General features: G+C 31.8%; 11 protein-coding genes. 7 read left to right on the forward strand and 4 right to left on the reverse strand.

Going from position 1 to position 14,597, the window contains the following annotated elements:
* Positions 1 to 204: 204 nt before the first annotated feature.
* The 3 genes from B3792_RS04725 (at position 205) to B3792_RS04735 (ending at position 5,360) form a co-directional block, all read left to right on the forward strand.
* Positions 205 to 3,789 carry a DUF2723 domain-containing protein gene (locus B3792_RS04725; RefSeq protein ID WP_291068998.1) on the forward strand — a complete coding sequence of 1,195 codons (3,585 nt, stop codon included), beginning with the start codon at positions 205 to 207 and terminating at the stop codon, positions 3,787 to 3,789.
* A gap of 190 nt (positions 3,790 to 3,979) precedes the next feature.
* A complete protein-coding gene (locus tag B3792_RS04730) occupies positions 3,980 to 4,495 on the forward strand; it encodes a hypothetical protein (RefSeq protein WP_291047104.1) in 516 nt (171 codons plus the stop codon).
* Positions 4,496 to 4,697: 202 nt separating this feature from the next.
* Positions 4,698 to 5,360 (forward strand): porin family protein, encoded by a 663-nt coding sequence (locus B3792_RS04735; RefSeq protein ID WP_291047103.1) that lies wholly within the window; start codon positions 4,698 to 4,700, stop codon positions 5,358 to 5,360.
* Positions 5,361 to 5,436: 76 nt separating this feature from the next.
* Here the strand turns inward: B3792_RS04735 and B3792_RS04740 are convergent, their stop codons facing one another.
* From B3792_RS04740 to B3792_RS04750, 3 genes are read right to left on the reverse strand one after another with little or no spacing between them, the layout of a single operon-like run.
* On the reverse strand, positions 5,437 to 6,648 hold the full coding sequence (locus B3792_RS04740; protein WP_291047102.1) for an FtsX-like permease family protein: 1,212 nt from the start codon (positions 6,646 to 6,648) through the stop codon (positions 5,437 to 5,439).
* On the reverse strand, positions 6,632 to 7,273 hold the full coding sequence (locus tag B3792_RS04745) for an ATP-binding cassette domain-containing protein (protein WP_291047101.1): 642 nt from the start codon (positions 7,271 to 7,273) through the stop codon (positions 6,632 to 6,634). Before B3792_RS04745 ends, B3792_RS04740 begins: the two co-directional genes overlap by 17 nt.
* The gene (locus tag B3792_RS04750; protein WP_291047100.1) at positions 7,263 to 8,882 is read right to left on the reverse strand and encodes a DUF4836 family protein; all 1,620 of its coding nucleotides are present in this window, start codon (positions 8,880 to 8,882) and stop codon (positions 7,263 to 7,265) included. The genes B3792_RS04745 and B3792_RS04750 overlap by 11 nt, the downstream gene beginning before the upstream one ends.
* Positions 8,883 to 9,095: 213 nt before the next feature.
* Between B3792_RS04750 and ileS the strand changes: the two genes are divergently transcribed.
* The 4 genes from ileS (at position 9,096) to B3792_RS04770 (ending at position 13,854) form a co-directional block, all read left to right on the forward strand.
* On the forward strand, positions 9,096 to 12,503 hold the full coding sequence (gene ileS, locus B3792_RS04755; RefSeq protein WP_291069000.1) for an isoleucine--tRNA ligase: 3,408 nt from the start codon (positions 9,096 to 9,098) through the stop codon (positions 12,501 to 12,503).
* Between the two features lie 4 nt (positions 12,504 to 12,507).
* The gene (locus tag B3792_RS04760) at positions 12,508 to 12,894 is read left to right on the forward strand and encodes a TraR/DksA family transcriptional regulator (RefSeq protein WP_038331914.1); all 387 of its coding nucleotides are present in this window, start codon (positions 12,508 to 12,510) and stop codon (positions 12,892 to 12,894) included.
* 9 nt (positions 12,895 to 12,903) lie between these two features.
* Entirely contained in the window at positions 12,904 to 13,548 is a 645-nt protein-coding gene (locus B3792_RS04765) for a lipoprotein signal peptidase (RefSeq protein ID WP_038331916.1), read from the forward strand.
* Between the two features lie 108 nt (positions 13,549 to 13,656).
* On the forward strand, positions 13,657 to 13,854 hold the full coding sequence (locus B3792_RS04770) for a hypothetical protein (protein WP_286494702.1): 198 nt from the start codon (positions 13,657 to 13,659) through the stop codon (positions 13,852 to 13,854).
* Between the two features lie 112 nt (positions 13,855 to 13,966).
* Here the strand turns inward: B3792_RS04770 and B3792_RS04775 are convergent, their stop codons facing one another.
* Complete coding sequence (locus B3792_RS04775; protein ID WP_286494701.1) at positions 13,967 to 14,458, reverse strand: hypothetical protein; 492 nt, start codon at positions 14,456 to 14,458, stop codon at positions 13,967 to 13,969.
* Between the last annotated feature and the right edge of the window lie 139 nt (positions 14,459 to 14,597).

Genomic DNA, 14,597 nt, shown 5'->3' on the forward strand with positions numbered 1-14,597 from the left:
TATTTGATAAAATGTATCTTTATTTTGTAGGATTTGATGTTTTGTTAATATGTAAATGAATCGATTAGAAACTTTAAAATTAATTTTAAAATATTCGATAAATCTATATTGTTTAGATGAGATTCTAATCAGAATTTAATCATTTCAATCCTAAGCTATATCAATTTTTTATCTTATTTTCGCAAGATAGTTTATTAAAACAAAATGGATATAAATTTCAAAAAGTGGAACAACATCTTGGGTGTTGCGATGTTCTTGATAGCGACAATATTGTATTTGGCGTCGATGGAGCGTTACCTGAGTTTGTGGGATTGTGGTGAGTACATTGTATCATCAGCAAAATTGGGAATTACGCATGCACCAGGGGCAGCTTTGTTCCAAATAATGGGAGCAGTTTGGTCTGGTTTAGCTTTTGGTGACGGAAGCAAATACGCCATATTAATCAACAGTACATCTGCCTTGTATAGTGCAGGAACAATTATGTTTTTGTTTTGGACAATTACATATTTTGCTCGAAAAATGTTTGCAAAAACGCAAGAACCAATGAATGTTGATGCGATTGAACTAAATGCTTCTCAAAAAATTATAACATTAGGAAGTGGATTAGTTGGAGCTGCAATTTTTATGTTTAGCGACACATTCTGGTTTTCTGCGGTAGAAGGAGAAGTTTATGCAATGGCATCTTTCTTTACTGCGCTATTATTTTGGCTGATTACAAGATGGGATCAAGTAGCAGATACACCTAGAGGAAACAAATGGTTAGTAATTATTTCGTTGGTAATTGGTTTATCGATTGGTGTTCACTTAATGGCAATGCTAGCAATTCCAGCAGTTTGTTTTGTATATTATGCTCGAAAATATAGATTTACAATCAAAAGTTTCTTAATCACAAATGTAATTACGTTGATTATCTTAGCTTTTGTATTCAAAATAATTTTCCCAGTTGTGATGACATTCTTTGGAAGAACAGAGATTTATGTAGTAAATAATTTGGGAATGCCTTTTAATTCAGGAACAATTATCGCCACTATTATTTTAATTGCAGTTTTCTATTTTGCGATTAAATTAACTCAGAAATATGGTTCAGCATTATTGAATACAATTTCGTGGTGTGTGATTTTTATGTTGATTGGTTTCTCATGTTGGTTAGTTATTCCGATTCGTGCAAACGCAAATCCTCACATGAATTTGAATGATCCTGATACAGCTTTGGGTGTTTTAGATTATTTTAATCGTGAACAATATGGTTCTTGGCCTGTGATGTACGGACCAGTTTTTACGGCTCATATTGCAAGTGACGGAATCAAGCGTGATACTAACGGAGCACCAGAAAGTACAGTTCGTAGTTCTGAATATATTAAGGATAAACGTACAGGAAAATATTTGAAAGTTTCGGATCGTTTAGATTATACATATGAAGATAAATATGTGAAGTTTTTCCCTAAAATGTTCAGTCCAGACCCAGGTGTGATGGAGAATTATGCAGCAGTTTATGCTTTTCCAAAATTCTCTTTGAATGCACAATATGCAGGGGATAAAGAAGCGCAACAAATGTACGCGCAATTAGTAGAGAAACGTCAAAACAGACAATTAAAAGTTGCAGAACTTAAGAAATATGGTGAGATTTTAGATATCGAACCACCTACATTTGGTGAACAATTTAATTACTTTATTGATTACCAAATCAACTATATGTTTATCCGTTACTTTATGTGGAATTTCTCTGGTCGTCAAAATGATTTAGAAGGTAATTTCGAGATTACAAAAGGTAACTGGATTTCAGGAATTCCATTTATTGATAATCCACGTTTAGGTGATCAATCAAAATTACCAGATGAATATAGAAATGATGGAACGAATGTGTATTTCATGTTACCATTATTCTTAGGTTTAATCGGATTATTTACACAATTAAACAGAAACTTTGTCAACTGGTGGTCATTGTTGTCATTGTTTATTTTAACAAGTGTCGGAATCATCTTTTATACATCTGTAAAACCTTTCGAGCCTCGTGAACGTGATTATGCATTAGTAAGCTGTTTCTATGCATTTGCGATTTGGGCAGGATTGGGTGTGCAAGGAGTTTATTTATTACTTCAAAAATTGATGAAGAAAGAATTGAAACCGTCTTTAGCAATTGGAACGATTGTAATTTTAGCTGGTATTCCAATTTTAATGGGTGCTCAAAACTGGGACGATCACGATCGTTCAGAGCGTTCTGTAGCTTATTCTTTGGCGTACAATTATCTGAATCCGCTCGATAAAAACGCCATTCTTTTTGTCTATGGTGACAATGATACTTATCCGCTTTGGGGATTACAAGAAACCGAAAATTTCCGTGATGATGTAAAAATTGCGAATTTAACATTGGCAGCTTCTCCATGGAATTTAGAGCAATTATTACGCAGAACGTACAATGCAGCACCACTTCCAAGTGATTTGAAACCGAAAGATTATCAATCTGGAACTAACGATCAAATTATTGTTGTTGGAGGTTCAATTAAAAATATTTTTGATCAAATAAATGGTTTCATTAAACCAGGGTCTAATCAAACATTAGAAACGTTAAGTCAAATGCCAATCGAGCAAGTTGGTCAGTATTTATCTGATCCTGAAATTGATCCAAACCAAGTGATGTCAGTTTATAAAAGTTTAAAACCATTGCAAAAATATATCACAACAGATAGTATGACTGCTAAAGAAGCAATGGATTTTATTTTAGATAATAAATCACCAGAGAAACAAGCTTTAGCAGATTATTTTGGTTATCCAATTGGTGGAGCAAATTATTTACCTGTTTCTAAAATTGTTGTTCCTGTAAATAAAGCAAACGCGCTAAAATATGGAATTGTAAGTGCAAAAGATGCCGATAAAATGGTTGATTCAATCACAATTAATATCAAAGCGTCAAGTTTGTTCAAAAACAATTTATTGTTGTTGTCAATGATGGCGAAATACAATTGGGATCGTCCTATTTACTTTAGTGGTGGAGGAATTTCTGATCCAGAAAATACATTCTACATGAATGATTATTTATTGAATGCAGGGATGAGTTATAAATTAGTTCCTATTTATACGCCTTTTGGTAAAGGAGGAATTATTGGAGCTTCTGATAATGACATGTTGTTAAGAACATTCAATTCGTATAAATGGTCTGGATACAATAATCCTGATGCTTCATTTAGTTTGACAGAGCGTAACTACACATCTTCATATAGAAATACTGCGGTACGTTTAGCAGATGATTTATTGAATGCAGGACGCAAAAAAGAAGCAATTGCAGTTTTAGATAAAGTAATGTTAGAAATTCCTGCTTTAGCGAAATACGATATTGGTTATGGAGTAAGTAGAATTGCTGGAATTTATTTGAAAGCTGGAGAGGATAAAAAAGCACAAGAATTGTTTGCGCATGTTCGTAAAGAAGCTAATGCAAAAATTGCTTTTTTCGAGTCGTTACCTTCAGGAAAAGGATATTCAATTGGTTCAGATTTAGCAGCAGCTAAAAATGATTTGATGATGTCAATCTACAACGAAGCTTCTGCATTAGGAGAAAGAGGTGATAAAGACAAAGCATTGAAAGTTTTTGAATCTGCTTATAATCCTGTTTTAAAGAAATTCGAAACCTTATATAAAGAAGTAGTGGCAGATGGAAAAGTTGACGCAGCTGATCAAGCAAAAATCATGAATCAGTTTAATTATTTAGACGAAATGATTGGTGTAGCTGCAGAAATTGATACCAATTATGCGAAACAACAACAGAATATTTTATACAAAATGGTCGGACAATAAGTCAAATCAATAAACACAGAAAAGCTCCAAAAATTATTTTGGAGCTTTTTTTGTGAAATAAAGTTCTGAATATTAGGTTATTGTTAATTTTAGTATTTTTTATCATTATCTAGTTTTTAACTTTGGCACATAAATTGAAATTATGCAAATAAGTTTAACAAAATTGTAAATATTTTAAAACATTATAAAAATGAAAAAAGTATTATTAACAGCTGCTTTCGCAGTAGCAGGTATGGTAGGAGTTTCAGCGCAAACAACAGGTATAGAAGGAGGTGTTCATATTGGTATTCCAGTAGGTGATGCGGCAGATTATTCTTCTTTCAATCTTGGTGTTGATTTAGCTTACTTACATCCAGTAGCTTCTAATGTAAGATTAGGGGTTGCAACAGGATATGATCACTTTATTGCAGATAGTGATTATAAAGATTTATTAGGAGGAGAGGATTATGGATTTATTCCATTAGCGGCTTCTGCTAAATTTGATGTTGCTCAAAACTTTTTCTTAGGAGCAGATTTAGGTTATGCTTTTGCAACTGGTGACGACTGGAAAGGAGGATTATATTACCAACCAAAAGTAGGTTATTCAGGTGCTAATTTTGATGTCTATGCTGCTTACAAAGGTTTAGAATCTAAAAGAGAAACATATTTAGGTAATGTTGATGCTGCTTCAAGTGCAGTAGCAGTTGGTTTCGCTTATAAATTCTAAATAAAAAATAACGTATAATTTATAAAAGCTATATCGAAAGATGTAGCTTTTTTTTATTAATATGCTTTTAAGAATGTTAAAATTAAATGATTAATATATTTAAAATGAGTTAATTAATATTTGTAGTACTACTTTTTAACATTATTTGGCACAAGACTTGAAATTATGCATACATCATAATTAGAACTATAAAATTTAAAAGATGAAAAAAATATTTTTTATTGCTGCTGCAATGTTAGGAGTTGTAAGTTTGAGCGCACAAGAAAAAACAACATCGTCACAATTTGGTATTAAATCAAGTGTAAATATGTCTTCTTTTAACGGAAAAGATGTAAATGATAATGATTATAAAGTAGGTTTTAGCGCAGGTCTTTATGGACATTTTCCACTTACAGAACAGTTTGCAGTTCAACCAGAGGTAAATTTTACAAGAATGGGAGGGAAGTACAAAGACGAAGTAATGGAAGTAGGAAATACAACTGTAAAAAGTAAAAACAAAACGACTTTAGATTATATTCAAGTTCCAATCATGTTCAAATACTATCCTGCTGCATCTCGTTTTAATATAGAGGCTGGACCTCAATTTGGATTTAATCTGTATGCGAGCAACAAACAATCTACAAGTACATATGCGAATAATACCGTTTACACAACAGAACAAAAGTTTGATGTAAAAGATGATGTAAAAAACTTTGACTTTGGTGTTAACTTCGGTTTGGGATATAATGTAACAGACAATATCAATGTTGGAGCGAGATATTATATGGGATTAACTAAAATAGGAGATAATAAAAACAATAACAATGTAGAAGTTGGAGATGTAAAAAATCATTCGTTTTCTGTAGGAGTTGGATATTCGTTCTAATCGAGAATATTAAGCATAAACAAAAGGATTCTGAAAATTTTCAGAATCCTTTTTTGTGTTTTTATAAAATTTAGTATTAATCTTTCAAAGCAATTTTTTTGATGGATTGTGTCAAAATTATTTTATTAATGATGAATAAAATGATCACGACGATTAATCCAAAACTGAACACTTCCCAAATGTGAGAAGTTTCTGTTGCCATAAATTTTCCGACTTTTTCTTTGATGATATTCAAGACGCAATAAACCAATGGAATCGAAATAATATAACTGATTAACATAAAAATCATCGAAAATTTAAGATACGGACGAGCCAATTGATTGATGTTGTAACCTATCAAAAATAAATCTTTCGTTTTTTGTTTATTCTTTTCAATCATCAATTGAAAATTGATAATCATCAACCAAATAGCTGCAAAAACAATGATTAAACCAATAAATAAAACCAACGAAAAAGCTAATTTTAGATAATATGTCAATTCATTATTTTTCAATTCATCTTTGTTGATATCATAATTTTGTTGCTCAAAATAAGTCGAAGCATTTTCATCTCCTCGAGATTTTGTTTCAACAACAATTCGTGAAGGTTCTGTATTTTTTTGAGGCGCATACGTTTGATTTGCCCACTCCAAAAAGTTTTCGGGAACTAAAATGGTATTAATTTTAGTCGTAAAATCGACAATTCTTGCTTGATATACTTTCTGATTTTCTCCTTTTCCTAAAATCAATTGAAAAGGAATTTTAGTAAATAATCCTTCCGAAACTTGTGGTAAACCTTGACTTGTTGCAAAACCAAAATTGTATAAATTCAAATAACTTTTCGGAATAATAATCGGAATAAAATCTTGTCCTTCTTTCCATTTCCAATCAGATTCTTTTACATCAATAAAGTCTTCTGGAACAGATTCAAAAAATAAATCAGTCGAAAAACCACGAATTCCAGCAACTCCACCAACTTGTAATTTCACAGGAAATTGACTGCTTTTGAATGTTCCGACTTTTGCTACAAAATTTTGCGATTTCAAATCGTTAATTTCATTTTCACTAAAACTTGGTTTTTCTCCAGTCAACGTTTGTAAAGACGATATTTTTTTGTTTAAGACCACATAATTTGCTTTCCAAACTGAACTATCTTCTCCAAAATTTTTGGCATAATCCAAATAAATTGTTCCAGCCAAAATCAAGATGAAAAATCCGATAATAGAGAAAAAACAAAAGGTTGTAATTCGCAAGAAACTTAGGTTTTTACGAACCAATTTTTCAATTAAATTTTTAGAGTTGAATGACATTTGAAAGGCGTTTATCGTGAATTTCGTGTAAGCTTGTAAAGATGATTCCAGCGTTATTTTTTGCAGCTTCTTTGGTAACTAAATCAGTCAAAAGTTGTTGATTCACTTCATCTAAATGACTAAAAGGTTCGTCCAAAAGTAGAAAATCAAATGGTTGACAAAGTGCGCGAATCACAGCAATTCGTTGACGTTGACCATAAGAAAGATGAATCGCTTTTTGATGTAAATGACTTTTTAAACCAACTTTTTCAATCCATTCAATAATTTGATTTTCGGATTGATGATGTGTTAATACATTTTTTAATTGGATATTTTCCATCAAAGTTAATTCTTCAAACAAATGCAAACCTTGAAAAACATACGCAATTTTTTCGCGTCTAATTTTTGTCCAATCATTCAAAGAATAATTCTTAATATTTTGTCCATCAAACAAAACTTCTCCGTCATAATCTTTTCTATCACCGTACAAAATATTAATCAACGTCGATTTTCCAACACCAGAATGTGCAACGATTTGATAAATATTTCCGCTTGAAAAAGTGTATGTATTTTTCCAAATTTCAGATTGTTCGAACCCAAATTCTTTCAAAGGATGCGGAACAAGTTGACTGATTTTAATTTCCATTTTGTTGTGCAGCTTGATTGAAAAATAGTGAATAAGCTTGGTCCAAAAGTAAGAAAATCACTTCCAAACTATTTTTATCCGTCTTTTTCATATGTATTTTTCCTGTTTTTGTGTATTCATTCGAAACGCGGTAATCGATGTGATCAAAATAAGATAAAACCGTTTGCATTTCTTTCGTGTTTCCGAACGGAATTTGTTGATAAATATATTTTTGAACTTCTTTTGGATATTGATCAAAATTTAGATTCACGTAACCAAACATTGGATTTGAAGCGTTTGTAGCGTATCCTGTTGTGACAAAATTTGAAGAACTTACCATTTTGTTCAAATATTGATTCATAATCGATTGATTATTTGTGATGTACATCAAATTGTTTTTGTATGTCATATAAATCTTCATATTTGTCGAAATTGGTAACATGTAATAAGGTCCAATTTTCTGAATATTTTCTTGATGAGATTTAATAAATTCGTTGAAGAAAAGATCGTTTTTCATTTTTCCTCCCAAAACAAATTGAGGATAAACAACTTGCTTGATAAAAGCTTCTTTCTTCCCAAAAAAGTCATTTGGATTAAATGCTTTTCCGATCTCAAAATCATATACACTAAACAAAGCTTCGCCTTCAAAACTTTGTTCTAATTTGTTCAAATCAATTTCATATTGTTCTAAAAAAGTAGTCAAGAAATTCTGATTTTCGAACACATAACGCGTGTTGGCAGGATAAATTCCAAGTCCAATGTTCATGTAACTTTGCGCAGGAAAATACTTGAAAAAATCAGTATTGATTTTTGATTTCCACATCGGATGTTTTTGTAATTTAACTTTTGTAATCGCATCTGGATGAAATTTCTGTGTAAAACTAATTCCGTCCGAAGTAAATGAAATAAAATTGACCCAAGAACTTTTTGTGAAATCAAGGTTTTTCTTTTCAGAACTTTCATGTTTCGAGAAGTTTTTCAAGAAATTTCCAGTGTACCAAATGTTGATATCCTGCGAGTTTTTAACAAAATCTCCAAAGCTGTTATTTTCTTTCGCAAGTGAATGTTTGTCGTTGATAATTTTCGCGAAATAATCTTGAATCGCTTTTTCTCCAACACCAAATTCAGAAACAATCAATAAAAATTGAGATTTGTTCCAAGCCATAAACGGTTTATTGAATCCAGAAATTGTTGTAAAACCATCTTTCTTTTCAAACGAAATATCTTTTTTGTATAAACCTTTGTAAATGGTTGATAAATGTTTTTCAAATTGATCTTTGTCACGCATATTTGTAATCAACGCAACCATATTTTTTTCATTAATTTTTTGTCCAAAAATGTAAATAGGGCTGATAATATCTATGCCTGCTGAAGTCGGATTGTTTTTGATATCATTTAATAATTGATCAAAAGTTGGATCTTGATTTTTAAGTTCGCCTTCGGCTAATTGATAAATTTTATATTGTTCTAATTTCTGAAAATTACCTTTTTCTGCAATTGATTTTGGATTTATCAACGCAACAAAATCTACATCTGTAGGAATCAAAACCGTATAATCTTCGTTTTTGGAACAACTTGCAAAAAGCAAAATTAGAAATAGAATTGAGTAATATTTGAAGCCTTTTTTCATCGAAAAAATATCTTTAAAAATTGTTGTTAATTATTTGTTTAATCCTGAATTAAATCTGAAATCATCTGATTTTTATTCAAGAATTGTTAAATCTGTAATATTGGGATAAATTTAAGCAATTATTAATATGATTTTCGTTTCTATAACAATAAAAATATGTAAAAATTTCTTATATTCGCACTCCTTGATTTAGAAGAAATAAGAAAGAATTCGATGGCAAAAAAGTTTAGAGAATATAAGCACTTAGACTTGGTACAAGTCTCAAAAGAAACGTTAGAAGATTGGAAACAAAATAATGTTTTCGAGAAAAGTATTTCTACGCGTGATGGAAATCCATCTTTTGTGTTCTATGAAGGTCCTCCTTCTGCAAACGGAAAGCCAGGGATTCACCACGTTTTAGCACGTTCTATCAAAGATATATTTTGTCGTTACCAAACGTTGAAAGGAAAACAAGTTTTCCGTAAAGCGGGTTGGGATACGCACGGTTTACCAGTAGAATTGGGAACTGAGAAAGAATTAGGAATTACCAAAGAAGATATTGGAACTAAAATTTCAATTGAAGAATATAACGAAGCGTGTAAACGTACAGTAATGCGTTACACAGATTTGTGGAATGATTTGACTGAAAAAATGGGTTATTGGGTGGATATGGAAGATCCATATATCACGTATAAACCAAAATATATGGAGTCTGTTTGGTGGTTATTGAAACAAATCTATAACAAAGATTTGTTGTACAAAGGTTATACAATTCAACCATATTCTCCGAAAGCTGGTACAGGTTTATCTTCACACGAGTTAAATCAACCAGGAACTTATCAAGATGTTACGGATACAACGATTGTTGCTCAATTTAAAGTAAAGAAAGATTCTACGACTCTATTCAATAATTTTGATGGAGATGTGTATTTCTTAGCTTGGACAACAACACCTTGGACGTTGCCATCAAATACAGCGTTAACAGTTGGTCCAGATATCGATTATGTTGTAGTTGAAACATTCAATCAATATACATTCGAGCCAATTCGCGTAATTTTAGGAAAACCATTGGTTGCTAAACAATTCGGTAAACCATATTTCTTAGCAGAAACAGAAGAAGATTTTAAAGTTTATGCGGCAGGAAATAAGACAATTCCTTATAGAATTGTAGGAGAATACAAAGGTGCTGATTTTGTTGGAACTCGTTATGAGCAACTATTACCTTGGGCGTTGCCTTACGAAAATGCAGAGAATGCTTTCCAAGTAATTCCTGGAGATTTCGTAACAACAGAAGATGGTACAGGTATCGTACATACTGCGCCTACTTTTGGTGCGGATGATGCGCGTGTTGCAAAAGAAGCTGGTGTTCCACCAATGTTGGTATTAGATACGCATGGAAATGCTGTTCCTTTAGTAGATTTACAAGGTCGTTTTGTGGCTGATTTACCAGAAGGTTATGGAGGTAAATATGTAAAAAATGAATATTACGATGATGGAACTGCTCCTGAAAAATCGGTTGATGTAGAAATCGCGATTTTATTAAAAGAGCAAAACAAAGCCTTCAAAGTAGAGAAATATAAACACAGTTACCCACATTGTTGGAGAACAGACAAACCTATTTTATATTATCCATTAGATTCTTGGTTTATCAAGGTAACGGATGTGAAAGATCGTATGGTTGAATTGAATAAAGAAATCAATTGGAAGCCTAAAGCGACTGGAGAAGGACGTTTCGGAAACTGGTTAGAAAATGCCAATGATTGGAATTTATCTCGTTCTCGTTATTGGGGAATTCCATTGCCAATATGGAGAACTGAAGAAGGGGATGAAGTTACAGTAATTGGTTCCGTAGAAGAATTAGTTGCTGAAATTGAAAAATCAATTGCGACAGGCGTAATGACTTCTAATCCTTTCCAAAATTTCGAAGTTGGAAATATGACAGAAGAAAACTATGATTTAATTGACTTACACAAAAATGTAGTAGATGAAATTACATTAGTTTCTGAATCAGGAAAACCAATGAAACGCGAAGCGGATTTGATTGACGTTTGGTTTGATTCTGGAGCAATGCCTTATGCGCAAGTTCACTATCCATTCGAAAATAAAGAATTGATTGATAATGGAACAATGTATCCAGCTGATTTTATTGCAGAAGGTGTCGATCAAACACGTGGTTGGTTCTATACATTACACGCAATCGGAACATTAGTTTTTGATTCGAAAGCATATAAAAATGTAATGTCAAACGGATTGGTATTAGACAAAAATGGTCAAAAAATGTCAAAACGTTTGGGGAATGCTGTCGATCCATTCGATACATTGGCAACTTATGGTCCTGATGCAACACGTTGGTACATGATTGCGAATGCGCAACCTTGGGAAAACTTAAAATTTGATATTGCTGGAGTGGACGAAGTTCGTCGTAAATTCTTCGGAACATTATATAATACCTATTCATTCTTCGCATTATACGCGAATGTGGACGGATTTACATTTGAAGAAGAAGAAATTCCTGTAAATGAAAGAGCTGAATTAGATCAATGGATTATTTCTGAATTGAATACATTAACGAAAAAAGTTGATGCCTTTTTAACAGATTATGAACCAACAAAAGCGGCTCGTGCTATTCAAGAATTTGTGATAGATAATTTATCAAACTGGCACGTACGTTTATCAAGAAGACGTTTCTGGAGAGGTGATTATTCGAAAGATAAAATTGCAGCTTACCAAACATTGTACAAAGTTTTAGAAACGGTTTCAATTTTAGGTTCTCCAATTGCACCATTCTTCATGGATCGTTTGTACAAAGATTTGAATGCAGCTACAGGTAAAAATCCTGCAGAATCTGTGCATTTAGCAGATTTTCCACTTGTAGAGGAATCTTTAATTAAAGCAGAATTAGAAGAACAAACACATTTAGCACAAACGGCTACAAGTATGATTTTATCACTTCGTAAATTGAGTGATAACAAAGTACGTCAGCCATTACAAAAAGTAATGATTCCTGTATTGAATGATACGATGAAAGCTAATTTGGAAGCTGTATCAGAATTATTGAAACAAGAAGTTAACGTTAAAGAAATTCAACTTTTAACAAACGAAGAAGCATCAAATCTTTTAGTAAAATCTATTAAACCTAATTTCAAGACTTTAGGTCCAAAATATGGTAAAGAAATGAAAGCTATTTCGGCTGCTACAGCAGAATTGACGAATGAAGAAATTGTTAAATTAGAGCAATCAGGTAAAATAGATTTGTTAATTGACAACAAAACATTAACTTTAGATTTAGAAGATTTTGAAATCGCTACAAAAGACATCCCAGGATGGACTGTAGCTTCTAATTCTACATTGACAGTAGCACTTGATTTACAATTGACAGAAGAGTTAATTAATGAAGGTGTTGCACGTGAATTGGTAAATAGAATTCAGAATCTACGTAAAGAAACCGGACTAGAAGTAACCGACAAAATTATACTTAACTTAAAAAATGATGAATCAATCGTAAATGCAGTCGAGCAAAACAAAGATTACATTTGTTCTGAGACATTAGCCGAAGATCTTGTTTTACAAGACCTAGTTGCAAATGGGGCAGAGGTTGAAATTAATGGATTGATGACGCAAATTGCGATTACAAAACTGTAAGCGTATGGCAACAACAGATGAAAAAGTAAGGTACTCTGATGCAGAGTTGGAAGAGTTTAGAGCAATAATTCAAGACAAATTAGATCAAGCGATAAAAGATTACGAATTATTGAAAGAAGCTTACACGAACGATAGTAACAATGGTACTGACGATACGTCTCCAACGTTCAAGGCGTTTGAGGAAGGTTCTGAAACCATGTCGAAAGAACAAAATGCACAATTAGCAGCACGCCAAGATAAATTTATCCGTGATTTGAAAAATGCATTGTTACGTATTTCGAACAAAACATACGGTATTTGCCGTGTAACAGGAAAATTAATTAACAAAGATCGTTTGAAATTAGTTCCGCATGCAACATTAAGCATCGAAGCTAAAAATATGCAACGTTAATCAAGTATTTTGAAAAAAGTAGTACTCATTACCATTTTGGTTTTAATCATTGATCAAATTTCAAAATTTTACGTAAAAACACACTTTTTTTTAGGTGAAGACGTAGATGTTTTGGGTTGGTTTAAAATAGCATTTGTAGAAAATCCTGGAATGGCATATGGAATGCATTTCGGAGGAGAAACAGGAAAAATAGTTTTATCACTTTTACGAATTGCTTTAATCGGAATGATTATCTACTATATTAATGCATGGTCGAAAAAACTAAATAATAACTTCTTTATCATTCCGATTGCGCTTGTTTTGGCAGGTGCAATAGGGAATGTACTTGATGGAATTTTTTATGGCGTTATTTTCGATAAAGGAACTACTTACAATGAAATGTTTCAGGATTGGGTAGGATATCAAGGTGTCGCACAAGCAAACTTTGCTGGTTATTCTGGTTGGTTTACAGGCTGTGTCGTAGATATGCTTTATTTCCCAATTGTGGAGTTCGATTGGCCTTCTTGGATTCCAATTATAGGCGGACAACATTATAAGTTCTTTCAGCCTGTATTTAATATCGCAGATTCGGCTATTTTTATTGGAGGACTTACTTTGTTTCTTTTCCGTAAAAAAGCATTTACAACCGAAAATGGTGTAAGATTAAGATTTTAAAAAGATAATCCCTCAGTTCAAGCGCTGAGGGATTTTTTATTATATTTATTTGTACAAGAATTGATTTTGATGAATAGTTGGTTTAATCTTTTGACTGAAAGTTGTGACATGAATGATTTATCTAAATATGTTGCAATCTATCATGTCAAAAGCTGTTCTTATGACGAGAGTTTTATAAATAAAAGTATTTCTTTAGACGATATAATTTCAATCGTTAATAAAGGTTCTATTGATATTCAAAATGATATTTTAGAAATATTCGTAGCAATAAAGCAAAATAATACGAATGATTTAATCGTAATATAATCCTTTTGGTCTACAAAACAATCTTTAATATTAATGAAGAAATGAAAAATCAACTATTAATCAATTCAGAACAAGTTAAATGAAGGAAGTTTGTTATCGGAGTTTTTTATAGTTACAAAGAAGGCGGAGCGTAATATTCGTATTTATCATCTTTTGTAAAGATTAATTTAGAGTTAAGATCTTGTAACTGTATAATTTTTCCACTCTTTTTTATAATTTTAAACTTTACAACTTCATTCGTTTTCCGATTTTTCAGTTCTAGAATATTATTTTTTATTTCAACGTCATAATTATTAGCCTGCATTAATATTGTTCTAGAGATAATATCACCATTTTTAATGGATACTACTTTTGATTTATATTCAGTTTCTTCTGGGTAACTATTTATTCTCATAAAAGCTGAGTAATCATTGACTTGTAAAACTATTTCATAAGGGGATTCAGCAGGTAATAACGTGTCTTTTTCTAGTTTCCAAATAAAGTATTCGTTGTCAAAAGTTGGCTCGTATAATTTAGCTTTTGGAGGAGCTGGTAAAGGTGGAACTTTCTTTATTTTAGGTGGAGGTAAAGTTGTTTTCTTTTTTGTTGGGAGAAAGTGAAACATGAAAGTAAAAGAAATAATGGTAATACTAGTTTTGTAATTTTCATAAGAATTGATTTATATAAAATTACAAAAAATAATAAATAAAAAACTCCTTTCAATTTCTTGAAAGAAGTTCTGTTGTGGTCCCTACTGGATTCGA

This window comes from Empedobacter sp. UBA5924 (assembly GCF_002431085.1).
Classification (GTDB): domain Bacteria; phylum Bacteroidota; class Bacteroidia; order Flavobacteriales; family Weeksellaceae; genus Empedobacter; species Empedobacter falsenii_B.